Here is a 23,897-nt window from a genome sequence, read left to right as displayed (position 1 = left end):
GTTCACGCGGTTACCGGCGATGCATGCTCGGACTCTTGTTGGCGGCGCCGTTATCGGTGCCCGCCCACGCGCAATTTGGCGGCGGTGGCATGGGTGGTGGCGGAATGGGCGGTGGAGGCGGTGGCGCATCAGCCCCCGGCCCGGACACGAGACCCAAGTTTCGCGAACACGTCCACGACGGCGCCGGGATCGCCATCCGACGCGAGCAGGGTGATGCTTTGGTCGCGGATGTACGCGTCGTTGGGAATCGTCGCATCACGACGCACAAAATCCTGCAACAAATTCAAACTCGGAAGGACCGTTTCTATGACTATGAAACGGTACTCGGTGACGTTCGACGCTTGAACGACATGAACGCCTTCGATCACGTCACTTTCAAGTTGGAAGAACAGCCCGGCGGAGTCGCCGTCGCGTTCGTGGTTCACGAACGGCCGACAATTTCGCAGGTCATCTTCCACGGCAACTATGCAATGGGCGAGCGAGAGCTGAAGGGGCGCGCCGGCGTCAACCCGTCCGATCCGATGAGTGAGTTTTCGATCGAGTCGGCGCGACGTCGATTGACCGACTACTACCGCGAAGAAGGTTTCAATCAGGTCTCGATCCAAAGTGCGACCGGTATCAAAGGCGATCCATCGGCCGTCGTGTTTCGAATCAACGAAGGTCCGCTCGAACGCATCGGCGACATTGCGATTCAGGGGAACACGTTCGTATCCGAATCTCGCTTGAAAACGATCATCAAGAGTCGTGAAGGCTTTGCCGGAGGCTTGATTCCTTACATTGGAAACAAATTCAACCTCGTTCAAGTCGATCAAGATGTCGACATCTTGGCCGGTTACTATCACAACTTGGGCTTTCTGACCGCCACGGTTGGACGGCAGTGGAAATACGACGCCGCCGGCAAATGGGTCTCGCTGACGTTCGTCGTCAATGAAGGGCCTCAGTTTAAAGTCAAGGATGTGCAGATTGTCGGTCACCACTGGGCGACCGAAGAAACGTTGCGATCGCGATTGAAGCTCAAGGCAGGCGATACGTTCAACGGCAGCAAGCTGCGCCAGGATGTCGGCGAGCTCGTCTATGGCTACGGCGAGGCCGGGTTCATCTATGCCGAGGTCGAACCGCAGACGGTGATGAAAGACGAAGCCAATGTCGTCGACTTGGTTTACAAGATCACCGAAGGCGATCGTTGGAAAGTCGGGAAGATCACCGTCAACATCGACGGCGAGCCGCACCTGATGAAAGAAACCACGATGCTGAACTTGATCGACCTTCGCGAAGGCGACTTTATCGATCGACGCAAGTTGGAACTCAACCGATCCCGATTGGAACGCAGCCAACTGCTTGAAACCAACCCCCAGATTGCCGAACCGCCGGATATCAAAGTCGTTCCCACCGATGAAGGCGGCGACCGATTCTGATGCAACCGGATAATTCGAGCCAGCGACGAAGATTCGATCGCTCTGCTCCACTGACTCACTACTTCACCTACGTCGAAGCTGACCGCATGAAGGATCTCAACCACTCCCAATCCGCTCGCCGCACCGGCTGGCTCGCGATGGGCTGGCTTGCGCTATGCGGTTCAATGCTGGGATCGACGGGCTGCGCTCAATTTCAGTCGATGTCGCAGAATGCTTCCCAATGGCAGACGCAGCACACGCCGGGAATCGCAACAAACGCAACCCCGCCGAATGTGACGATGCCAGCACCGGGCACGCCGGCAAATCCGACGCTTGCCCAAGCCGGATTCACGCAAACGGGTACGCCCGGTGTGACGGGCCAATACACCGCGCGTCAGTTCCCGCAGAGCACGGGTGTGGCTCCGGTGCAATACGGTGCACCTGTGCCCAATAGCGCACCGGTACCCAATAATGCACCCGCTTACAACGGCGCGCCCGTTTACAATCAACCGCCTGTTTACAACCAACCGGCCCCGTATAACGCGCCGAATGCAAATTCGTTCGACGACGGGTTGGTCGATCCGTACGCTCCCGGGCTTCCCTACGGTTCGATTACCAATGCCGTCCAAGGCCCGCGTGTTCGCGAAGCCGACTTGGTCATCAACGGCTTTCCCGCTCGAACCGGTCGCATCATGCTGGGTGGTGCAGTCAATAGCGATGCCGGCGTGACTGGCCAAATCACCATTGATGAACGAAACTTTGACATCACAAGATTCCCGCGGTCGCTGCAAGACTTGTTTAGCGGGACCGCGTTTCGCGGAGCCGGTCAGACGTTCCGAATCGAAGCCGCGCCGGGAACAAACTTCAAGCGATACACGGCTCAATTCGTTGACCCGAACCTGTTCGGGTACTTACCGCTGAGCATGTCCGTTAGCGGATTCCTATACGACCGTCGATTCAACGACTGGGATGAAGAACGGTTGGGTGGTCGATTGGCGTTCGGGTATCGAATCACCCCGGACTTGTCATTGACGTTCGGTGTGACAGGCCAAAACGTCGACCTGGAAACAGGCCGTAGCGGCCCGTCCGCGCTGACCGACGTGATCGGTGACAACGAACTTTACGCCGGCGAAGTTTCGCTGACGCACGATACTCGAAACAGTCCGATTCAAGCCAGTCGTGGCCACTACTTTGAATTCAAGTTCGAAGAAGCATTTGGTGACTTCGAGTATGCAAGGTTCGAGACCGAATTCCGCCAGTACTGGTTGGTCCGCGAGCGGGCCGACGGTTCGGGCAAGCAAACAATCTCGTACTCCACCAAGTTCGGATACAGCGGCGATGAGACGCCGATCTTCGAGAACTTCTTTGCCGGCGGTTACGCGACCATTCGTGGTTTCGATTTCCGCGGTGCTGGTCCCGTCGATCCCACCAACGGCGTCGAGCTGGGTGGTCGGTTCCAGTGGCTCAACACGGTCGAGTACATGTTTCCGATCACTGCGGACGACGCGTTCCGCGGCGTTGCATTCGTTGACTTTGGAACCGTCGAACAAGAGTTGAAAATTGCGACGGAAAGTTTCCGTGTCGCACCAGGCTTTGGGTTGCGTGTCGCAATTCCCATGCTGGGCCCCGCACCATTGGCATTCGACTTTGCGTTCCCGGTTGCGAAAGCCGACACCGACCAAGAGCGGATGTTCAGTTTTTACATGAGTCTGATCCGCTAAGGGCTGGTCCATGTCAGAACAATCCATCCAAGATGCCTACGCCTTTTGTCCTCGATGCGGCGTAGCAAAAAATCAAATCGGATCGATTCCGTTTCGGTGTGATTCGTGCAACTTGGTTTTGTTCTTGGGGCCGGTCGCAGCCGTTGGCGGGCTTGTAGTCAACGAAGACAATGAGCTGTTGATGGTCCGCCGAGCTCGTCAGCCCGGCCTTGGGCGATGGGGATTGCCGGGCGGCTTTGTCGATCGGAACGAAACGGTCGAAGTTGCACTTCACCGAGAAGTTCGCGAAGAAACGAACCTGTCCATCCAACGGATTCAGTTCCTGATGTCGCGGCCGAACCAGTACGCATACGCGGGCGTGGTTTCGCCAGTCATCGATTTCTTTTTCGAGTGCGTCGCCGTCTCGATTGGCGAACTGAAGTTGGCCGAAGACGAGCTCGATTTTCATCAGTGGGTTCGGCCCCAAGCCGAGCATCTGGAGAATATGGCGTTCGAATCCAATCGTATCGCCGTCGAATGCTGGCTCGCAGCAACGCGGTAGCAGCGACACAGCAGCCGCGATCGCGGTCGTATTGTGCCGCTTCGCCGTCTTTGACCGGGAAATAGCGGGATCTCCGCCCGCCGCCGAGGATCTCTTTTTTATCGCTGCAACCGTTGCGTTAATTGAGGAATTCGATAGAATGCTGCCTTGTTGCGAGTGATTCTCAATAACATTAGCGTGGCGTTGGAACGCCGCGGACGGAGATTTCGAACATGCGACCTTCCCCAAAACATGCGTTTACCCTGGTCGAGCTGCTGGTCGTGATCGCGATCATCGGCGTCCTGGTCGGCCTTTTGTTGCCGGCCGTCCAAGCGGCACGCGAGGCTGCTCGCCGCATGAGCTGCCAGAACAACATGAAGCAGGTCGTGTTGGCGGTGCACAATTACGAGTCGTCGACGAAGTGGTTGCCGGCGGCTTGGAGCAAACCGGCGATGTCGGGCGACGGTTGGTCGGCCCAAGCGAGGATCCTGCCCTACATCGAGGCCCTCGCGCTTTCGTCGGCCGTCGACTTCGGTGCCGGGTACGGCGCGGCGACACTTCATGTAGACGGTCAAGACATTCCGGTGTCAAGTTTCCGTGTGCCGACCTATCAATGCCCAAGTGAAATCAACGACATTCAGCGAATTGGTAGCAACGGCCCGGAACACTACCCGCTCAGCTACGCCTACAACGCGGGCGTCTGGAAGGTCCATGACGCGAATGACGATACGGTCGGCGAAGGCATGTTCACGGCGTCGAAGGCGCGACGGTTTCGTGACTGTTTGGACGGACTAAGCAACACGCTCGCCTTCGCAGAAGTCAAAGCGTGGAACCCCTACTACCGCGATGCAGACGTCACCGGAGTCATCAGTCAGCCGGTTTTGGAATCAGAGATCTGTGCGCTGGCGGGCTCGTTCAAGCGAGACACCGGACACACCGAATGGGTCGATGGTCGCGTTCACCAAAGCGGGTTCACGACAACCTTCACGCCGAACAAGAAGATCCTTTGCATCGACACGGGTGTCGAATACGACGTCGATTTCACCAACTTCCGCGAAGGCCGAACGTCGGGTTCACCGATCCCGATAACGTATGCGGCGGTTACGTCCCGAAGCTATCACCTTAGTGGTGTGACGGTCGGCATGTTGGACGGATCGGTTCGCACATTCAACGATTCGATCGATCGTGATCTTTGGCAAGACCTATCCACCCGCGCCGGACACGAAGTCGTTGCGGTACCGGAGTGATGGCCAGTTGCCCTGCGACGCCGTCGCAGGGCGTACATGCAGTTCACGTCGGGCAACCCCTCGTGGCCCTACGACTCCGTCGTTTGGTCCGGCGACATGGGTAACGCTCGATCGGAGACATAGCTCACACTTTCGAGTACGGTTTTCCCACTGTTTTCACTTGCCGCGAGCGGCGTCGCGGGTCCACGTAGGGTGATCCGATTGGGACCTGTCACGGTGCGAACTGCTACGCAATTTACCGCCAACCACGGCGATCAGAGACTGCCGCTCTGAATCGAAATCTTGCGTGGTTTGCTGGCTTCACTCTTTTTCAGTTTCAGCGTCAGCACGCCTTGGTCCAGGTTGGCGAGTACCTCCGAGCCGTCAACGGTTCTTGGTAACGAAAACGCTCGCTCGAACCGAGTCAACCGTCGCTCGTGCAAATGGCGTTTGAGCTTTCCGTTCCCGTCAGCCGAGTCGGCTCGTTCCGCCTTGATCGTCAAAACTCCGTCTTCCATGTTGACGTCAATTTCGTTGCTGCTGAACCCGGGCAACTCTGCTTCGATCGTGATCTGATCGTCATCCTCGGTTACATCAACGGGATAGTTGGTCAATCCCGATTCCGTTCCTGCGGAATCCAGAATTCCTCGAAACATGTGATTGACGCGGTTCTCGATCATTTGGAATGGGTCGTCATACACTCGGGAGCCCCGACCGTTGTCGCTGCGAGACATCGTCTTGTTCATTGTAATTCTCCTCTACAAAACACAATCATTGGACTTCGATTTCGGCGGCTGCAAAGTTGACAGCCACCGTGTTTCTAGAACACTTGATTGCAAGTGGCGTGCCAATTTGCACCTATTGCACCTACGAGGACAGCGTCTGCGCGTAACTTCGCAGCCCCGCCTTGTTCTTCTCCAGCAACGTCAATCCGACCAACAGCAGGATTCCAGTGGTGATGCCAAAGACCCACCATGGCCACACGGCGTCGATCGACTGTTGGGCATGACGTACCATGCTGGCGACGCCAAAGAAAACGAAGATGGCGCCCAGGTACAAGAACGGGGCAACACGAAGCAGCACACCCGCCAACATGCCCGCCAACGCCAACGTGACCAATACGATCGGACCGGCCAGCGACGTGCCGATCTGGGCGATCAACATGTCAGCCGTGCTGCTGACGTAGATCACCAGCGTCGCGGCGTATCGAATCGATGCCAGCGCCGGTGCATCGATGCGCTTGCGATACAGATGCGTGGCGATCAGAACACAAACGGCCGGTGGGATCAGCCAGGCTTGCGGGTGCGTCGCGAATTCCCAGCCCGGTTGTTGAACCAGCACCACCCACAGTGCCGCGTTCGCCAGTACCACGGCCGTGATTCGCGGCAGCACATTCTTCCAGATCGTCGACAAAGCCAGGTAATAGAACGCACCGATCGCCAGCAACCATTCGTATCCGGTTTTGCCACCGACAAAGGTCCAGTCCGCCGGATCGGATCCGACCGACCCGATCCAGAAACCGAAAACGGGAATCAGTGGCAAGTACAGCGACGTTTGCTGAAGCGTTTCGGCGATCACTCGGTCGCCGCGGCGGCGAGCCCACTCGGATATACCGACACTGACGAACGCCAATGCCATGACGATCAGCGGCCAATAGGCACGCAGCCCCACGATTGCCCAAGGCGACTTGCACAGAAACAAGTGCAGCCAGCACGCAACACCAACGACCTGGGCCGCGATGACAAGTGATCGACGAACACCATCGCTCAGTTGCCAAGTCGCCTGCCACTTCGACGTCGGTCCGCTTTGCAATGCGACCCAACCCGAAAAACCGCTCAGCAACGCAAGCGTTACCGCAACGCCACTGACCATCGTTCGCGAGACATCACCGATCCCGCCATCCAAACGAAGCATCGTTTCCATCACCAGCATCGACAATAGCGAACCCACTGCCGCGACCACTCCGACGATCGCACCACCGCGCGCCGCAGACGACCAACTGGCGTGCAATCGTTCACCGATCAATTTCGGGAACGCGAACATCCACATCGGAATGACGACCACCGACGCAACCAACCAACGCATCGCCGTTTCCAACATCGGATGCTGCACCGATGCCGAGCCAACGCTGGCCATCAACGCGACCGTTGCCATCGCCAACTGAACGGCGATATGACGGAATCGATTTTCCGAAGCCGTCTCGGCCAAGATCGCATACGTCCAAGCGGCAAAGGCGACGGACAGCACAGTCAACTGCGTCGCCCAAGTGCTGCGGTCATCGGCAATGTCGAACGCGATCATGAAGACGGAAGCGACAATGCCCGCGAGGGCGACCAATCCGGCAACTTGTGCCGTATCGTTGACCAGCTTTCGTGAAGACGGAATCCAATGCGAAACCAGTGCAACGGCAAAGCCCGATGCAATCGCCGCGACCATCCAACGAGTTTGTACATCGGGCGCGATCCCTTGGAACGCCTGGACGGACAACAGCGTCGCGGCCGCGACGGCCATCGCTACTAGGTTGCCGCGACTCAGTCGCTTCGTCGTAAGCAAAAAGCCAACGACTGGGATCGCTGCGAAACTGGCAAGCCGAATCCAGAATCCCATCTCTGCGACGCCTGAAATCGGAATCCTAGAACTGCCCAGGACAACCAAGGCCGTTTCGCCGATCGCCGCCATGGTCAACCCGCCGATCAGACCTGCATCGGGGCTTGCCGGTTGATGTTCGGACTCTCGCGACGATCCGACCCTCCAAATGATCCACCAACACGACGCCCAGGCAAGGCTGAGAGTTGCCAAAGTCCAGTCATTCGACGAGCTCGGCACCAGCAAATTCCAAGCGAACGCGCCAGCGAAGATGACGCACCAGCCGAAGAGTTGGGATGATTGTCGGACCCATCGTGACGGGTTTCGCGTTGCTTGGATCAGTGTGACTTGCAGGCCAAGGACGGCCAGCGTGCCAAGCGCAAACCAGGGAATCACCGCACTCACCGATCCTTGCATCACAACCAGTGTCAAGATTGCCAGTGCAACAACGGCGATGTGCATCAGGTCGGCAAACCGAGTCATCGACGGACTCTGTTCAGTGTCGGACATCGACACCCACGCCGATCGCGAAAGCGTAGCGACCGAACCGAGCCACCAAAGTCCGGCAATGACGGTGATCAACGGTGGTCCGCTAAGTCCCCCCAGCGCATACACCGCATATGCCGCTTGCCCAGCCAAAAGCGTGATGCCCGCGGGCCAAACCAGATTGCCGCGTGATTCTTGGATCCCGAAGAACGTACGGGTGTTGCGAAGCGAAAAGATCAGGACGGTCACGACGGACAAGCCCAACCCGGCAACAGTCGCCCAAGGAATCAGGAAGGACGATCGTGTGAAAATGGCACCCGTCACAGCCACCGATGATCCGAAGCCCACCAGGCCAGCGATGGCGATACACCCGTGTGTGGCTGTTAGAAATCCTACGTTGTTTTCGGGTTTCGCAGATCGCAACGTAGTCATTCGCATCCCTGCGCCCCATCCGATCAATCCGATCCCGGCGATCTGCAACCAATGGATCGGTGAAACCGTCCAAACGGATGCGGCGACGACAATCGCTGCGGTGAATAGTGCGGTGGAAACGGCTGGCAACTCGGGCCGTTGTTTTTGTCGAGCGATGAACAGCATGGCCAACGCCCCGATCGTCCACCAACTTGCGACGGCGACCGCCGGGAACCAAGATACCGTATCGCCCATCACCACCGGCGACCACCAATGTTTGGCCAGCAATGCCGCCGATGAAATCGCGATCAAAGTGGGTGCGGCCAATCCGACCCACGTCCGCGACGGACGCAAGAATCCGACTAGCAATGTGATGCCTGCCACCACCGACGTGGCCAGCACCAGACGCTCAGGTGCATCCATCGGCAACGCACAAACGCCACGGCCGATAAACCAGGAAATTGCTGGCCCCACAACATACAGCGTCCAGCGTCGATGGGATTCGTGCAATTGCGTGAAGCATGCCAAGCCGGCCAGCGTGGCGATGGGCAGCAGCACGGGAAGTTGTCCAAAACCTGGATCGGAAAATATGCCGAAGACCAGCGACGCCATCGGCCAAACGGCGGCGACCACCATCAAGCCGATTGCGCCGATCCAGGATTGTCCGTCGGGCATTCCTAAGAATCTTGCATCGGAATCGTTTATGAAACCGAGACGCGAGTTCACCCCCGTATGATCGATGCGAGCGATCGTGCGGACGATCCACCACAACAACGACACCAACGCCAATGCGGCGGCCCAAGCCCAAAGGGCAGATCCATTTTGCCAAGCGAGCGAAGTGAACATCCACGGCCACGCGTGCAAGTATCCGACGACCGTTGCGAGAGCCAGCGTCGCGATCTGCGAGAGTCGCAATACCACCACCGATGGGTTGATGCTTGCGGCCCACAGCCAACCCGCAGCGCAAGCGGCAAGGGCAAATGTTGAAACAGATCCATGGAGCCCAGCGGTGAAGCACGCGACGACGGCCACGATCATCCATCCGCCGACTGCCAAATCATTCCAGTGACGTAGGCTGGGGCTCGTTTTCAATGCTTCGCAAAACAGCGTCCACGTTGTCGCCGCTGCGACACCCACGCGAATCCAATCCGGTATCCCGGCGATTTGAAACGGCTCGCCGATCGACCATGGATGAAAGACAGACATCCATCCCAACACCGTCGCGCAGGCACCCAGCAGCACACTGATCCGACGAAGTCCATCGGTCTCCGATCGCGAGACCCAAGCTCCCGCGACAGCACCAATCATCAAGACCGCCGTGACGGTCCAAGCGGGAACAGCACCCATCGAAGAAACATCCGTCACCGACAAGACCATGGCAACGACAGCGGCGATCGCGATCCATCCGCCGGCCGAAAATTTGGCCCAACTCGCGTTCGATTCAGTTCGTCGCGTCCAGGCCACCGCAGACCAGGCAAGTCCCAGCATCAAGGCCACCAACATCGGTTCGCCACCGATCACACGCCGCAACAGTGGGGCGTCATGCCACGCCAGCCCGCTGATCCAACCGGGTGACGTCAGCATCGTGGCGATCCCGATCGGAACACTGGCGACAACCGTCAGCAGCGGTTGCTTCAACAAACGTCCCACGGCCAAACCACTTACCGTCCAAGTAAGGGCCCACGCCCACAACCAAGTCTCGCCCGACATGGCGGGCGGAAGAATCGCGACGGAGCCACCCAGGCACACGGCACCGACGACGGCTGCCGACATCGACCCCACCGCGCTGCGCGTCTTTGTTATCAAATGACGCGTCGCGCCCGCAGTCGCGACCAATGCCGGAATTGTGGCGATCGCGATCACTAACCGCTCCGATGCGGCCATCGCAAAGACGCTGTATCCAACTGCCATGGCCAGCGAGAACCAGCCGACCGCGATCACCAGGAATTGAGATCGAACGCGAGCCGCGCCGACGGTTGTTTTGTGTAAACCGATGCGCGTCGCTATGACCACGGCAATCGCGACCGCGATCGAACCTACCACGGCGATCCAACCCGCATGATGTTCCCAAGTGCGGACGATCGCGGGCATCAACGGCAATATCGCAGCGGGCCCGACGACCGCCAATGTCATCGACGGCGCCAAGTGTCGGCGAACCAAAGCGATCGATCCGCGGTAGACCAAGGTCAGGTAAACCGCAGCGGCAATCGCGATCGTGATCAGCGTGAGCGGATCGCTCAATTGCACCGCGTTGGTTCCTGTGCCGGCGGCGGCCATTCCCGCCAACACGCTTAGCGGCACCAACAACGTTGCGATCACCAGCACCGCGCGGCTGGTGTGTCGCAGCTTCCAACGCCCCAGTGTGTAGAAACCGCTGGCGTAGATGGCGGCGTTGGCTGTCAAGAAAATCAGCGATGGAATCGCACGGTGTGTCTGGACCAACGTATTCCAAAGGCTGATGACCAATCCGATCGAGCAAACGACGATCATCATTCCGGCGACCAGTTCGCCCCAGCGAATGTTCCGAGCCGCCAAGAATGAACCGATGACTTCCGATGTTGAAAGCGACGGTTTGGCAGGTGCATTGTTCTTGAAGGAGTCATCCGTTGGCGATGTTTTGCCCGATGCGTCAGCCTCGTCCGCAGCGACCAAGATGGCCTCGAAAACTTCTTCCTCTTGATCGTAAGTCGACGTGGGTTCGGTTGATCCCTGGATGGCTAGATCGACATTGGCGACGGGTTTCTGAATCACAACCGGGGCTGTTATCGGTGCCGGTTGGCCGGCCCGTTCCAGTTCGCGCAGTTGCCCCCGCATCTCGCTGGCTGCTTCGGCGCCCAGGACTCCTTTCGCGACCAATCGGCTGACGACTCGCTGGGCGGCCGCCAAGTCACGACTTTCCGACGACTCGCTCGGGGGTCGACTGCCGTCGTTGTCGGCAATGGCAAACAGCCGAACAATGGCCGCGATCGCGACCCAGCTGGCATGGCCCACGACCGTGATGAAACCCCAAACGAAGATCAAGAAAAGCAGGACTTCCATGGGACGGATTCACCGAGGAAACGACGGGACGCAGGCAGAATGCAAAGGATCACAAGTGAAAGAGCCCTCGGGAGTATCCTGCTTGCGCGCAAATTCGGAACGAATCTGTCATAATTTCCCCCATGAGCATGCTGCCGCAGGAAAATCCGGATTTCGAGTCCGTGATGGCCGATTATTTGCAACGAACCGAGCAGGGCCAAACACCGGATCCGGCCGACTACGTGCGTGCCTATCCACAGTTTGCCGATGACCTGAAGAGCTTTTTTCGCAACCAACAGTGGTTCGACAACAACGCGCCGACGGGGCCGCCTTCGCTGGCGGGCACGTGCGTCGGGCCCTACGAAATCGAGTGCGAAATCGCACGCGGCGGGATGGGCGTCGTTTACCGCGCTCGCCAACAGGGACTCGATCGCCCGGTCGCATTGAAATTGATCAGCAGCGGCGTCCTGGCCAGTCGCGAAGAACGGACGCGGTTTCGTATCGAAGCCGAAGCCGCCGCGCGATTGCATCATCCGGGCATCATCGCGATTCATGAGATCGGTTCCTGGGAGGGCTACGAATATTTTTCGATGACACTGGTCGAAGGCCCGACGTTGCAAGACCATGTGGATCGCAAGATCTTTGACGACACGGCAACCGCGAAGATGATTCGTGACATCGCTCGCGCCGTCGCTTATGCACACCGTGCCGGAATCGTACACCGCGATTTGAAGCCCGAAAATGTTTTGATCAGCGATGACGGGCGACCGTTGATCACCGATTTCGGTTTGGCCAAGTGGCATCGCGAGGGGACGCTGGTCACGCGCACCGGCCAAGTGCTTGGAACGCCGCACTACATGAGTCCCGAGCAAGCATGCGGAATGGGAGACGGCAACGCGCCGGCCGACATCTACTCGCTCGGTGCGATGCTGTATGCGATGCTGACCGGCCGACCGCCGCACGCGGGAACGTCGGCGGCCGAGGTGCTTCGCAGTGTGCTGCAAGATGAACCCGAAGCCCCGCGACACCACCGACGCGATGTGTCGCCGGGTTTGGAAAGAATCTGTTTGAAAGCGATCCGGTACGAACCCGAACAACGTTATGCCAGTGCCGATGCGTTGGCGGACGACTTGGATCGGTTTTTGGCAGGGGAAGCCACCAGCGCCGAGGGCAGCGGATTGATGGACCGCGTTGCTCGCGAGATTCGACGCGACCAGCACCAGAGTCATTTCGTGAACTGGAGCCGAACGTTGGTGACGTTAGGGTTGGTCATCTTCGGCTTTCACGTCGCGATGTTTTTCCTGGGTCGACTGGATTATCCGATTTGGGTTTCGTTTTGGATCCCACGGCTGTGCATGTTCGTGTTGATCTTGGCGATCATATCCCGGGCGCGGGGCGGCGGAATCGCGCCGCGGACCGTTGCCGAACGGCCGGTGTATTCGATTTGGTTGGGCTACCTCGCGACACTGGCGGTCGTGAGCATCTTGATGATGATCGGCGAGGTCGAGCCGTCGCGATTGATTCCGATTGCCGCAGCGCTAAGCGGATTCGGATTCATCGCGATGAGCGGTCATATCTGGGGCGGCGCGGCGATTCTGGGGATTGCGTTCGAAGTGACTTCACTCGTAACCGCCATCGTGCCGGCCTACGCACCGCTGTTGTTCGGCGCGACATGGTTGGTCAGTTTGACGGTGTTGGCCGATCACTATCGACGGCCCAGAGTTTAGATGGGGGCCTACAAACCGGTCGCCGTTGTTTCGATCGTGAAGACGCTGTCGCCGGCGGTGATGAACAAATGCTTTCGCTGGGGGCCCGCAAATGTCACGTTGGCCGTCCATCCCTTCGGGACCGAAATCGTTTCCACCTTCGCGCCGGAAGCATCAAAAACGGTCACGCCCTCGTTGCCCGTCAGATAGATCCGTCGTTCCGTATCGATCGTCATCCCGTCGCTGCCCGATTCGCAAAACAATTCACGGTTGGTCAGCGTTCCGTCGGCTGCGATGTCGTATCGATACGTTTTCTTATCACCGATGTCGGCAACATAAAGCTTCCGATTTTCCGAGTCGCCGATGATACCGTTGGGCTGAACCAAGTCATCGGCAATGCGAACCAATTTTCCATCGGTTGACAAACGGTAAACGCCACGCGGATTGTCATCGGGGATCGTGTGCGTCCAATACGGCCGTTTGTAAAGCGGGTCGGTGAAGTAGATCGAACCATCCGCATCGACCCAGCAATCATTGGGTCCGCCAAAGCGACGGCCATCGACTTGGCTGACCAGAACTTTGTGTTCCTTCGTTGTCAGATCGATCGACCACAGTTCGTTGTTACCGTCGGCACACGCGATCAAGCGATCGGGAGCGACGAAGTACAGACCGTTGCTGCGTCCGGACGGCTGCATCCACGTCGAAGTTTTGTTGGCAGCAAAATCGTAGAAGGCGATTCGATCGTTCGGTTGATCGGTGAAATAGACGTTGCCGTCCGCGTCGGCCGTCGGTCCTTCGGTGAACTTATAGCCTTCACCCACCAATTCAAGCGTGGCTTCGGCCGCGACAATGTCAGCAACCACGACGTCGGCCGCTTCCTGGCAGTGACCGATTGCGCCGACCAAGCTGAACAACACCAACAAACACAATCGCATCGTCGCACTCGCTTAAAGAGTAGGAAAGTAACCGTTCACGACGGCTAATTTACCAGCTTTTCAAGCGAGCGGTGCTTCCCATCACTGGGCGTGACGTTGGATCATCTGCATCAGATCGGCGGACGGTTCGGTCAGCGTCATGACTTGGGACGGTCCACTCGGATTGTTGCGATCACGGACGATCACGATGACCTCTTGGTCGCCCGCCAATGACGAAGGCAGCGATGCGGACTGGGCCGATGCTTGGGCGACCTGGCCAAAGTTTTGTGGCGCTGCGTTTTGCAGGCTCGCATTGGGAAGGCTGGCGATGCGATCGCTGGGCGCAAACGCCGCGGGTGTCGCTGCAACCGCGGCACCGGGTTGCGAATCGTAAAGGTGCGAAAGGTTGACGCGATCGAGTTGCCACTGGACTGCACCGGGGCCGGCATAGATGCCAATGTCATTCTTGTAGTCGGCGGCATTGCAAACGCCGACCAATCGACCTTGATCGTCGAACAGTCCGCCACCACTGCGTCCATCGATCGGTGCACCGTCGATCTCGACGTTGGAAGCACCGAGGTGTTGGTTGTACTTGTTGATGCCGGTGATGCGCGTATCCCGGCGAGACGGATCGTCGCCACGGTCACAACCGAAGCTGAACACCGTTTGGCCATTGCGGGGCATTTGATCGGCGGAGATCACGTCGACCGATTCCACTGGAAATCCGGGACGAATCGCAACCAAAGCGATGTCACGTGTGTCGGCATCGAAGTCGATGACTTCGCCTTCGACCGTGCGAACTTGACCACCGACGAACAAGTCGACTTCGACCTTGCCTTGGCCTTCGTTGTCGCGGAACAGGTGGCCGCAGGTCAGCACCAATGCGTCTTCACCGTGCGTATCAATGATCGTACCCGTACCGGCACCATAGCCCTTCCCGTCATGGACTCTCAACCGCACCGTGGCTGCTTCGGCTCGTTGGACGGCATCGGCGATCGAGACGTTTGGCATGACTTCGGCGCCGGATGATGTCGCCGCCGCCGTGAATGTTTGGTTGCGGTCCATCGAAGAGGGACCGGATGATTCGCGACCGGAAAGTTCAGGACCCAATAGTCCAGAAACCGGGGCCAGACGAGTTTGCGGTGCGGGAATGTCTTCAACGGGGCGACGGACAGCGCCGGTGGCGAACAAGGGCCCGGCCGGATTGGTCGCCAGCGCCGCCTGCAACTGATCGATCGATTGAATGCCAACCAATCGAGTGACTTCCTTGCCGCCGGAGAGCACGACAAACGTCGGCGTTTGGCGAATTCCGTATCGTGATGCGACGTTGGGTTCGGCGCCTACGTCGACATGCCGAACCGGCACACCACGACGTTCAAGCTCCGCCAGAACGGGTTTCATCGCTTGGCATGGCATGCAACGCGATGATGAAAAGTCGATCAGGATGGCGTCGGCGGCTTGCGTCGTACCCATCAAAGCGAAAGCCATCAACCAAACGATTGACAACCCTGCGAACATCAGCCTCGTCACGTGCGTCCCTCCGTGGACCAGTGTCGGTGATTTCGATTCCGTATTTTTTCGGCTACGCCGCAATCCTTGCGGCCGGCCGAACTCACTGCGTCACCCACCCTTTTTGCGGGCGACGACGCTGATACTGCGTCAAGGCACCACGCCGAGGCAAGTGCAAACGCCGCGAGAGGCCGGCGAACTTAACTTTTTTCGAGTTTCACAGCGTATTTTCGGCAAAAAACAACACACGTCGTCGAGTTTGGGCAAGACGACTACAATTCCGACCCTCAATCCACCCGATGTCCAATGCAACGGACTGGAACGATCCGACATGACGTCTCCCGACGCGACCAACCGAACATGCGATTGATATGACTCGAAAACTTCTCGTCACCAGTGCCCTGCCCTACGCCAACGGCCCGATCCACATCGGGCACTTGGTGGAATACATCCAAACCGACATTTGGGTGCGATTTCAGAAACTCAGAGGCAACCGCTGTCTTTACATTTGTGCCGACGACACCCACGGCACCGCGATCATGATCCGCGCTCGCGCGGAAGGCCGCAGCGAAGAAGACTTGATCGCCGCGATGAGCGAAGCCCACCAGCGGGACTTTGCCGGATTCGGCATCGAGTTCGATCATTACGGCAGCACCAATAGCGAAGCGAACCGCGACGTTTGTCATCAGTTTTGGAAGTCGCTTCGTGACGCGGGACTGATCACCGAACGTTCCATCGAACAGCTTTTCGACCCCGAAGCGGGAACGTTCCTGGCCGATCGCTTTGTTCGCGGCACGTGTCCCGTTGCCGGTTGCGGCTTGACCGACCAGGCGGGCGACAACTGTAACAACGGCCACACGTATTCACCGACCGAGTTGATCGATCCGAAGAGTACGCTCAGCGGTGCGACGCCGGTGATGAAAGAAGCGACGCACTTGTTTGTCGAACTGGAAAAGCTGCACGGATTCTTGGCCGACTGGGTTGAATCCAGTGGCGCGTTGCAGAGCGAAGTCGCCAACTACTTGAAGGGCCACTTTCTGGCCGACGAGCTTCGCGATTGGGACATCAGTCGTCCGGCGCCGTATTTCGGTTTTGAAATCCCCGACGCGCCGGGCAATTTTTGGTACGTCTGGTTCGACGCGCCGATCGGTTATATCGCCAGCACGTCCCAGTGGTGCCAAGCCAACGGTGAATCGCTTGCCGATTGGTGGCAGAGTGATGACTGTGAAGTCCATCACTTCATCGGCAAGGACATCACGTACTTTCACACTTTGTTCTGGCCAGGCATGTTGAAGACGGCCGGATTCAGCTTGCCCACCAAAGTTCACATTCACGGTTTTCTGAACGTCGACGGCAAGAAGATGTCCAAACGCGACGGAACGTTGGTATCGGCCGAGAGTTATTTAAAACACGCGCATCCGTCGTACCTAAGATATTTTTACGCCACCAAGTTGTCGCCGCGTGTCGAGGATTTGGACCTGGGCATCGAGGAGTTCGCGGACAAGGTGAACAGCGATCTGGTCGGCAAGGTCATCAACTTGGCAAGCCGAGTGGGTAAGTTTGCCGGTCAAACGGGCTTGGCCGAAACGTATCCCGACGACGGAGGATTGTTCCAATCGGCGGCCGACGCGGGCGAAGAAATCGCGGCGGCCTACGAAGCGTGCGACTACAGCCGGGCGACGCGAAAGATCATGGAACTGGCCGACGCCGCCAACCCGTTCGTCGAACACGCCAAGCCATGGGAAATGAAAAAGGACCCGGCTCGCGAGGACGAGCTGCGAAACGTTTGCACGGTCGCACTGAACCTTTTCCGCCAACTGGCGATTTACCTGGCGCCCGTTCTTCCCGAATTGGCCGCCCAGTGTGGCGATTTGCTGGGCGACCCGATCACCCACTGGGACCAAAGCAAGACGCCGCTGCTGGGGACGAAGGTCGCCAAGTTTCAACGCATGTTAGATAGACTCAATCCCGAGGATTTGCAGAAGATGATTGACGAGAGCAAAGAAATCACCGAAGCCGATGACGTCGTCGACGTGGCGGACCCATACAACGACAGCGATCAACCGCTCAAGGACGAACCACTGGCCGACGAAATCACGATCGATGATTTCGTGAAAGTCGATTTGCGAGTCGCGCGGGTGGTTGCTGCGGAACATGTGCCGGAAGCCAACAAGTTGTTGAAACTGACACTCAGCCTCGGCGGCACCGAACGTCGTCAGGTTTTCGCAGGCATCAAAGCCGCTTACGAACCGGAAGCCTTGGTCGGGCGTTTGGTCGTCATGGTCGCCAACTTGCAACCGCGTAAGATGCGGTTCGGGTTGAGCGAAGGCATGGTCACCGCATCGGGACCGGGCGGCGCCGAGGTGTTCGTGTTGGGTGTCGACGACGGCGCCAAACCAGGGCAACGCGTTCATTGATGGGTCGATACATCCAATCGTTCCGCCGATCGTTGTTGGACCGAATGGTGCTTCGGCCTTCGCGTGGATTCGTGGATCACGGTTCGCAAGAACCTGTGATGCTAGGCGCTGAGGGATCCAACATCGAATGCTTTGTCCATCGACATCCTTGCACGGGTGAATCGGCCGACGTATTGGCAATCAAATTCCCGGGAACTGCCGGTCGCGCCGAACGTTCGTCTTCGTGGCCGTCGGGAATGCTTGATGACGTCTCGTGTGAGACTTGGACTTGGAATCCGCCCGGCTATGGTCAAAGTGCTGGCCGGGCATCGCTGACGGGCATGGCACATGCGGGCCAGCGGTTTGCCAGCGAAGTTTTGCGGCGATCCGGTGACTCGCCGAAAACGATCTGGTTGATCGGCAACTCGCTGGGGTGCAACACGGCGTTATTCGTTGCCACCAAACTCTCGGATGTCGAGATTCCGATCGGGCTGATCCTGCGCAATCCGCCACCGTTGGTCCCGGTGGTCAAGCGGATCGCGAAGCGGTATCCGGGAAGTCGTTTCGTTGACGCGATCGCGGAAAGTGTTTGCGACGAAATGAACGCGATGATGACAGCGCCGCACGTTCGATACCCGGCCGTGTTTTTGCAATCGGGCAGCGACGATTTGGTCCCTCCCGAGATGCAAAACGAAGTGATTGAAGACTACGCAGGTGACCATCAGTTGGTCGAAATGGAAGGTTTGGATCACGGCGGGATCGCATCGGACCGGCACGACAAACAGATCCGATCGGGGATCCAGTGGCTGTGGCAACGGACCGGCGTGGAGGCTCGTGAATGGGCGACGCGCTAACCGACGACTCTTTGTCCGATCCGAGGTGCCAAGAAGCTCGAACGACTGACGCCGAAAAGATCGCAGAGATTTATAATCACTACGTCCGTGTCGGCGGAGCAACGTTTGATCTAGCGACTTGGACCGCAATCCAAGTTCGCGAACTCTTGCAAATCAAACCACCCGAGGTTTGGGTGATTTGTTCCAGCGATGATGACATGCTGGGCTGGGCGTCGGCACGACAATTTAGTACCCGACACGGGTTTCGCATGAGTCTTGAGTCGGCGATCTACATGGCGCCCGAAGCGATGGGCCGAGGCATAGCCGACTTGCTGCAGCAGGACGTCGAACGACGGTGTCGAGCCGCCAATATCCATCACTTGATGGCACGCATCATTTCAACGAACCAGCGAAGCATCGCGTTTCATCGGCGACACGGCTACGAATTGGTTGGCATTCAAAAAGAGGTCGGCCACATGGATGACCGATGGATCGACTTGGCGATCATGCAAAAGATATTGACGCCTGCGTCGTAGACGCGGCGACCCTTTCAAGGTCACACCGAGTGTTACTCGGCGCCGCGCGCCTCTTGAAGCATGCTGACCAGTTCGGCCATCACCAAGGACGACGGCAACGCGTAGCTGACCACACGTCCGGCTCGGGCGATGTTGATACCCACGACACGACCGGATGTGTCCAGCACGGGACCGCCGCATTCATCGGGATCAAGCACGGTGTCGTGCTGGATCACGCGATCGAAACCGCTTAGCCGGTCGTTGCGTGGTCCGTTGACTCGTGAATCGTTTTCGGATTCCTTCATCAGATGAAAGTCGCGGATTCGTGCATCCATTTCGAGTGTTTCCAATGCTTGCGAGGTTCCCGGACGCAGGATCGTCAGCCGAACATCTTCACCCGGAAACATTCCTCGAAGCGTTTCGATCACGCTGCTCTTATTGACTTCTTGATGGCCGTTGATCGCGACGATCAAGTCACCACGCACAACACCGGCACTGTCGGCGCCCGAATTGGGGAACACTTCATCGACGACCGCGCGGCCGTCGACGTTGTCGACCAACATGACGCCTAGTCGCCCGTGATGTTCAATCTTTCGCGCCTGCACACCCAACACGCCGATTCCGACGGGGCGACCGGTACGGCCTGCACTGATTAGAAAACTTGCGACCGGCGGAGTCTGGTCGCTCAACTGAAGGGGCGTTAGCGAAACGTCGGCATCGATACGCAGCAGTGCCAAATCGTTTCGGCGGCGAACGGCCGCGACTCGAGCGGGATAAAGTCGCCCGTCATGCAATCGAATTCGAATCGGATCGCCGCTCAGTTCGCTTCGCTTGGTCAACAAGTAACCATCCGAGGAAACAACCGTTGCCAGCGCGACCGGGCGACCACCGCTGATCACTTGGGCAACAGAATACTGCACCGAGTCAGAGATCGGCCGAATCAGGGCATTCATTTCGGAATTGTCGCGACGTTCATCCGCACGAGCGAACGAGGATGCGTGGATACCGAGTGACAGGAAGAGACCCATCGCTAGACAGCCGGCCATGTTCATTGATTCGAGTTTCATATCGATTGATTTTCCACGTGACAAGACTCTCTCGTGTGTTGTGGTGTTACCCGTTGAACTGCAGAACGTTTTCGCTGCTCACAGCACATGTCCGCCGGTTGCGGATGAATGATTATTCCGATCGACCGACTTCCACATTCAAACGCATTCGCGAACCGGCACGGCTAAGCCAAACCGAAACTCGTTCGCCGGGCATCGTATCGGCAACGGCCGCTTGCAGCGACTCGAAGTCCCGAATCACGACCTCGCCGAACTGTTCGATGATGTCGCCTTCTTTGATCCCCGCGTCTTCGGCTGGAGAACCCGTTCGTACCGTTTCGACAATCGCCTGAGACGTTTTGGGTTTTCCAACGACGCCCAATCGGGGTTGGAAGCCGGGCAGAAACCCCCACGCGTCGCCATCCCGCATTCGATCCCAAGATTTGCCATAGTAATCGACAGGGACGTGCAAATTTTCGGCGACGTCATTTCCGATACGACTGTGGACAGCAACCAGACGCCCCGAGATGTCGAACAACGGACCACCGCTGTCGCCGCCGATCAGCGCACAATCGGTTTCGATTGCACCCTCGCGAACTCTCAGGATTCGACCCACGCGAGTGACCGGGCCACGGTCGGCGTCGTAGCCACCGGGGTGCCCCGTCGCGATGCACCACATGCCTGCGACCAAGTCGTCACTGGTACCCAACGATGCGTGGGGCCAAGGACGGCCGCCGTTCTGGTTGGATTCGATTTTCATCAGCCCCGCATCGACGCTGCGGTCCATGCCAAGAGTCTTCGCGCGCACGGTTCGTCCATCCGACAAAGTCACCAACGCAATCTTGCCCGGCCGCATCGCGACGTGAGCGGCTGTGAGAATGAATCCGCTTTCGGTAATGATGACTCCACAGCCCTGGGCAGGTCCGATTTGGACGCTGACTGTGCAAGTTGCTGCGACTTGAGCAACGCGAGCTTGTTGCGATTCCATCAGCCGCAGTTGGCTGACCGATGACGGGACACCGCCGTAACGCAAAAGGTCCTGGAGCACACCTGGAACAGAGACCAAGGTGCCATCGGTACTGACACGAAGAACTTCGGGCTCGGACGTTATCGGTGGGGCCGCTGGCGACGTTGAGCCAACGTTCGACGGAATGCTCGTTTGTGGAACGTAGGTCGGCGGGATGTAGCCCGGTGGGTAGGAATCGAGAATCGCTGGCGGTTGGGCCATGGTGGGAATGGCCGTAAACGTCAGAGATGTCGTCAACATTGCGACGGCAAGTCCACGACCGGTAACACGCCGGGCGAAGTGAATCGTGTGCGACAACACAAAAGCTCGCCCGTAGGGCCGCTTACCGGTGGCTGATCGTGAATCCGTAGCGGACTTCAAAGTGCTTTCCAATCTCGTTCGCAGACGCAATTTTGCCTCGTGGGTATTGTAACCTGATTTCAAGCGAGGGAAAAAAGTGTGCGGTTCCAAATGTTTGGGTTGTCACGGGCAGGATTTCCCCGCGAGACTTCGCTTTTGCCGGTCGTCGTTCTGAAGCCGGCTTGGGCATTCTATGTCTGTCCACCCGATGTCCCCAGCCTGTCACCCCAGCTTTCGCTATGAATCGTACATTGATCGTCGGACACGGGTACTTGGGTAAACGAGTCGGGCGGCAAGCCGTGGCGGCGGGGCACACCGTCTATGCCACATCCCGCGATCCCAGCACCGTCGGCCCGGCCTGGGGAGGCGAGGTCACTCCGATTCGGCTGGATTGGACCGATCGACGAATGTGTGCCCGATTGCCAGAAGTGGATCGGGTGCTGGTCGCGGTCAGCTACGATCGAACCAGCCGAATTTCGCGGTACGACAGCCAGGTCGGGGGCCTGACGAATCTGTTGTCCGTTTTGCCACCCAACGTCGACGTCTGCTACATCAGCACGACCGGCGTCTATCACCAAACCGACGGCGTGTGGGTCGACGAGAGATCGCCGACCCGGCCCAGCCGCGAAGGCGGCCGCGTCCACTTGCAGGCCGAATCGATGCTCCACCGGATGCGTCCCCAGTCGCCTTGGTCGATCTTGCGTCTATCAGGAATTTACGGACCCGGGCGGGTACCCCGGGCCGGGGACGTGGCGGCCGGTCGGCCGATTTCGATCCCGGGCTTTTCCAGCCACGGGGGTGGGCATCTGAATTTGATCCACGTCGACGATGCGGCCACCGCAGTCATGGCGGTGTGGGGACGCAGCGACGGTTCTTTGCGGCGGCGGATGTACGTGGTTAGCGATGATAAACCGACGCCCCGCGTGGACTTCTATCGACGAATCGCTCGTGAAATCGACGCTCCCGACCCCGTCTTTATCGACCCGCCCGCCGACGCATCGACGCGGATGCGAAGCGACGGTGACAAACGGGTGTGGAATCGGCGGATGAAGTCCGAACTGGTGAACCGGTTGAAATACCCCACGTTCCGCGAGGGCTTGGCCCAAGTGATGGGTGGAGCAGTGCTTGGCTGAGCAGTGCTTGGCAGTCGAAACGGCCGCTGGCAGCGTGCGGGGTGTTCGCATCGTTGGGTCACGTCCTACAATACGGCCCCGTCCGATATCCTCAATGGATACTCCGGCCTTATCTCTCCCGCACGCCTCTCACTTGTCGACCATGCTGACTCACAAGCCGATTTTTCCTGGTGTCATCGAACTCAATTTCCAAGCCGGGGAAGTCTTGGGATGCAATGTTTACCTGGTCTACAACGCCGACGAGTGGTTGCTGATCGACATCGGATACGAAGAAACGGTCGAGGACTTTGTCGAGATCATTCGCCAGCTCGATTTCCCGCTTTCGCGATGCAAGACGCTGGTCGCAACGCACGCCGACGTGGATCACATCCAGGGACTCGCCAAGGCGAAATCGTTGTTGAAAACGACTGTGACGGCGCACCCCAACGCGGTCGTGCCGCTGCAAACCGGCGACACGCTGATCACGCTGGCCGAGATCACGGCCCAGAATTTGAAACTCGAGATGCCGCCGGTTGAGATTGAACATCAGGTCAACGATGGTGACATCATCAAGGTCGGGTCGCTGGAGCTTGAGGTCTGGCATACCCCCGGTCACACGGACAGCCAATTGGCGTTTCGGACCGGCGACGTGCTGCTTAGCGGCGACAATATCTATCGCGATGGTTGCATCGGAGCGATCGACGCTCACCACGGCAGCGATATCAAGGCGTTTGTTCAGTCGCTCGAACGCATTCGCGATAGTGACGTGAAGTGGTTGGCCCCCAGCCACGGTCCGATTTTCCGCAACGATCGGGACTTCATGAACCGCACGATCGATCGAGTACGCGGCTACTTGAAGATGGCCGATTTCGGCACGCTCGCCGAAGGATGGCCGCTGATGGACGAATGGGAAGACGAAGTCGCCGACGGGAAGCTGCCCGAAGGTCTGGATCCCTCCAATCCCTGAGGCAGAGTTTCGATCGTCGATGCTGAAAGACCAAGGTTCCTTCGAAGGGCGATTGATTTTGGCGTTTCGAAACATGCCTCCCTCCAGACTTCCTTGCTAGGGGTGCCAACGGATGGCAGGTATTGTCTGACTTCTTGAGTACTGAGGAGGCGAGATTCGTCGGGATTATCG

At 58.3% G+C, this 23,897-nt stretch carries 16 protein-coding genes; 10 read left to right on the top strand and 6 right to left on the bottom strand.

Features of this window, described 5'->3' with window-relative positions:
- Nucleotides 1–23: 23 nt before the first annotated feature.
- The 4 genes from Poly51_RS25295 (at nucleotide 24) to Poly51_RS25280 (ending at nucleotide 4,882) form a co-directional block, all read left to right on the top strand.
- Nucleotides 24–1,415, top strand: coding sequence for a BamA/OMP85 family outer membrane protein (locus Poly51_RS25295; RefSeq protein ID WP_146461322.1), 1,392 nt, complete (start codon nucleotides 24–26; stop codon nucleotides 1,413–1,415).
- A gap of 137 nt (nucleotides 1,416–1,552) precedes the next feature.
- On the top strand, nucleotides 1,553–3,115 hold the full coding sequence (locus Poly51_RS25290; protein WP_186775821.1) for a BamA/TamA family outer membrane protein: 1,563 nt from the start codon (nucleotides 1,553–1,555) through the stop codon (nucleotides 3,113–3,115).
- A 10-nt stretch (nucleotides 3,116–3,125) separates the two neighbouring features.
- Complete coding sequence (locus Poly51_RS25285) at nucleotides 3,126–3,656, top strand: NUDIX hydrolase (RefSeq protein WP_146461318.1); 531 nt, start codon at nucleotides 3,126–3,128, stop codon at nucleotides 3,654–3,656.
- A gap of 212 nt (nucleotides 3,657–3,868) precedes the next feature.
- A complete protein-coding gene (locus Poly51_RS25280) occupies nucleotides 3,869–4,882 on the top strand; it encodes a DUF1559 domain-containing protein (RefSeq protein WP_146461316.1) in 1,014 nt (337 codons plus the stop codon).
- Between the two features lie 254 nt (nucleotides 4,883–5,136).
- On the opposite strand, the gene Poly51_RS25275 is transcribed toward Poly51_RS25280, so the two are convergent.
- On the bottom strand, nucleotides 5,137–5,607 hold the full coding sequence (locus tag Poly51_RS25275; protein ID WP_146461314.1) for an Hsp20/alpha crystallin family protein: 471 nt from the start codon (nucleotides 5,605–5,607) through the stop codon (nucleotides 5,137–5,139).
- A gap of 121 nt (nucleotides 5,608–5,728) precedes the next feature.
- Nucleotides 5,729–11,383, bottom strand: coding sequence for a hypothetical protein (locus Poly51_RS25270; protein ID WP_146461312.1), 5,655 nt, complete (start codon nucleotides 11,381–11,383; stop codon nucleotides 5,729–5,731).
- Nucleotides 11,384–11,505: 122 nt separating this feature from the next.
- Between Poly51_RS25270 and Poly51_RS25265 the strand changes: the two genes are divergently transcribed.
- Entirely contained in the window at nucleotides 11,506–13,089 is a 1,584-nt protein-coding gene (locus Poly51_RS25265) for a serine/threonine-protein kinase (RefSeq protein WP_246114758.1), read from the top strand.
- An 8-nt stretch (nucleotides 13,090–13,097) separates the two neighbouring features.
- On the opposite strand, the gene Poly51_RS25260 is transcribed toward Poly51_RS25265, so the two are convergent.
- Nucleotides 13,098–14,003 (bottom strand): SMP-30/gluconolactonase/LRE family protein, encoded by a 906-nt coding sequence (locus Poly51_RS25260; RefSeq protein ID WP_146461310.1) that lies wholly within the window; start codon nucleotides 14,001–14,003, stop codon nucleotides 13,098–13,100.
- A gap of 81 nt (nucleotides 14,004–14,084) precedes the next feature.
- Nucleotides 14,085–15,512: a trypsin-like peptidase domain-containing protein gene (locus tag Poly51_RS25255; RefSeq protein ID WP_246114757.1), complete on the bottom strand. Its 1,428-nt coding sequence runs from the start codon at nucleotides 15,510–15,512 to the stop codon at nucleotides 14,085–14,087.
- A gap of 350 nt (nucleotides 15,513–15,862) precedes the next feature.
- Here Poly51_RS25255 and metG point away from each other — a divergent pair, with 350 nt between their 5' ends.
- From metG to Poly51_RS25240, 3 genes are read left to right on the top strand one after another with little or no spacing between them, the layout of a single operon-like run.
- Nucleotides 15,863–17,908 carry a methionine--tRNA ligase gene (gene metG / locus Poly51_RS25250; RefSeq protein ID WP_146461308.1) on the top strand — a complete coding sequence of 682 codons (2,046 nt, stop codon included), beginning with the start codon at nucleotides 15,863–15,865 and terminating at the stop codon, nucleotides 17,906–17,908.
- Nucleotides 17,908–18,741 (top strand): alpha/beta hydrolase, encoded by an 834-nt coding sequence (locus tag Poly51_RS25245; RefSeq protein WP_146461306.1) that lies wholly within the window; start codon nucleotides 17,908–17,910, stop codon nucleotides 18,739–18,741. Before metG ends, Poly51_RS25245 begins: the two co-directional genes overlap by 1 nt.
- A complete protein-coding gene (locus tag Poly51_RS25240) occupies nucleotides 18,726–19,256 on the top strand; it encodes a GNAT family N-acetyltransferase (RefSeq protein WP_146461304.1) in 531 nt (176 codons plus the stop codon). Before Poly51_RS25245 ends, Poly51_RS25240 begins: the two co-directional genes overlap by 16 nt.
- Before the next feature lie 32 nt (nucleotides 19,257–19,288).
- On the opposite strand, the gene Poly51_RS25235 is transcribed toward Poly51_RS25240, so the two are convergent.
- Both Poly51_RS25235 and Poly51_RS25230 read right to left on the bottom strand, forming a co-directional pair.
- Nucleotides 19,289–20,302 carry a trypsin-like peptidase domain-containing protein gene (locus Poly51_RS25235; RefSeq protein WP_146461302.1) on the bottom strand — a complete coding sequence of 338 codons (1,014 nt, stop codon included), beginning with the start codon at nucleotides 20,300–20,302 and terminating at the stop codon, nucleotides 19,289–19,291.
- Nucleotides 20,303–20,414: 112 nt separating this feature from the next.
- Nucleotides 20,415–21,668 carry a S1C family serine protease gene (locus Poly51_RS25230; RefSeq protein ID WP_246114756.1) on the bottom strand — a complete coding sequence of 418 codons (1,254 nt, stop codon included), beginning with the start codon at nucleotides 21,666–21,668 and terminating at the stop codon, nucleotides 20,415–20,417.
- 218 nt (nucleotides 21,669–21,886) lie between these two features.
- Between Poly51_RS25230 and Poly51_RS25225 the strand changes: the two genes are divergently transcribed.
- Both Poly51_RS25225 and Poly51_RS25220 read left to right on the top strand, forming a co-directional pair.
- Nucleotides 21,887–22,780 (top strand): NAD-dependent epimerase/dehydratase family protein, encoded by an 894-nt coding sequence (locus Poly51_RS25225; RefSeq protein WP_146461300.1) that lies wholly within the window; start codon nucleotides 21,887–21,889, stop codon nucleotides 22,778–22,780.
- A gap of 142 nt (nucleotides 22,781–22,922) precedes the next feature.
- Nucleotides 22,923–23,726, top strand: a complete 804-nt coding sequence (locus Poly51_RS25220) for an MBL fold metallo-hydrolase (RefSeq protein ID WP_146461298.1) — start codon at nucleotides 22,923–22,925, stop codon at nucleotides 23,724–23,726.
- Nucleotides 23,727–23,897: the final 171 nt, after the last annotated feature.

This window comes from Rubripirellula tenax (genome assembly GCF_007860125.1).
Classification (GTDB): domain Bacteria; phylum Planctomycetota; class Planctomycetia; order Pirellulales; family Pirellulaceae; genus Rubripirellula; species Rubripirellula tenax.
Note: the sequence above shows the minus strand (reverse complement) of the source record. Positions and strands in the feature narration are given on the sequence as shown.

What these genes read in the sequence shown, in the direction of transcription:
- Poly51_RS25295 (WP_146461322.1), top strand. Translation starts at nt 24, where the DNA reads ATGCTCGGACTCTTGTTGGCGGCGCCGTTATCGGTGCCCGCCCACGCG.
- Poly51_RS25290 (WP_186775821.1), top strand. Translation starts at nt 1,553, where the DNA reads ATGGGCTGGCTTGCGCTATGCGGTTCAATGCTGGGATCGACGGGCTGC.
- Poly51_RS25285 (WP_146461318.1), top strand. Translation starts at nt 3,126, where the DNA reads ATGTCAGAACAATCCATCCAAGATGCCTACGCCTTTTGTCCTCGATGC.
- Poly51_RS25280 (WP_146461316.1), top strand. Translation starts at nt 3,869, where the DNA reads ATGCGACCTTCCCCAAAACATGCGTTTACCCTGGTCGAGCTGCTGGTC.
- Poly51_RS25275 (WP_146461314.1), bottom strand. Translation starts at nt 5,607, where the DNA reads ATGAACAAGACGATGTCTCGCAGCGACAACGGTCGGGGCTCCCGAGTG.
- Poly51_RS25270 (WP_146461312.1), bottom strand. Translation starts at nt 11,383, where the DNA reads ATGGAAGTCCTGCTTTTCTTGATCTTCGTTTGGGGTTTCATCACGGTC.
- Poly51_RS25265 (WP_246114758.1), top strand. Translation starts at nt 11,506, where the DNA reads ATGAGCATGCTGCCGCAGGAAAATCCGGATTTCGAGTCCGTGATGGCC.
- Poly51_RS25260 (WP_146461310.1), bottom strand. Translation starts at nt 14,003, where the DNA reads ATGCGATTGTGTTTGTTGGTGTTGTTCAGCTTGGTCGGCGCAATCGGT.
- metG (WP_146461308.1), top strand. Translation starts at nt 15,863, where the DNA reads ATGACTCGAAAACTTCTCGTCACCAGTGCCCTGCCCTACGCCAACGGC.
- Poly51_RS25245 (WP_146461306.1), top strand. Translation starts at nt 17,908, where the DNA reads ATGGGTCGATACATCCAATCGTTCCGCCGATCGTTGTTGGACCGAATG.
- Poly51_RS25240 (WP_146461304.1), top strand. Translation starts at nt 18,726, where the DNA reads ATGGGCGACGCGCTAACCGACGACTCTTTGTCCGATCCGAGGTGCCAA.
- Poly51_RS25235 (WP_146461302.1), bottom strand. Translation starts at nt 20,302, where the DNA reads ATGAAACTCGAATCAATGAACATGGCCGGCTGTCTAGCGATGGGTCTC.
- Poly51_RS25225 (WP_146461300.1), top strand. Translation starts at nt 21,887, where the DNA reads ATGAATCGTACATTGATCGTCGGACACGGGTACTTGGGTAAACGAGTC.
- Poly51_RS25220 (WP_146461298.1), top strand. Translation starts at nt 22,923, where the DNA reads ATGCTGACTCACAAGCCGATTTTTCCTGGTGTCATCGAACTCAATTTC.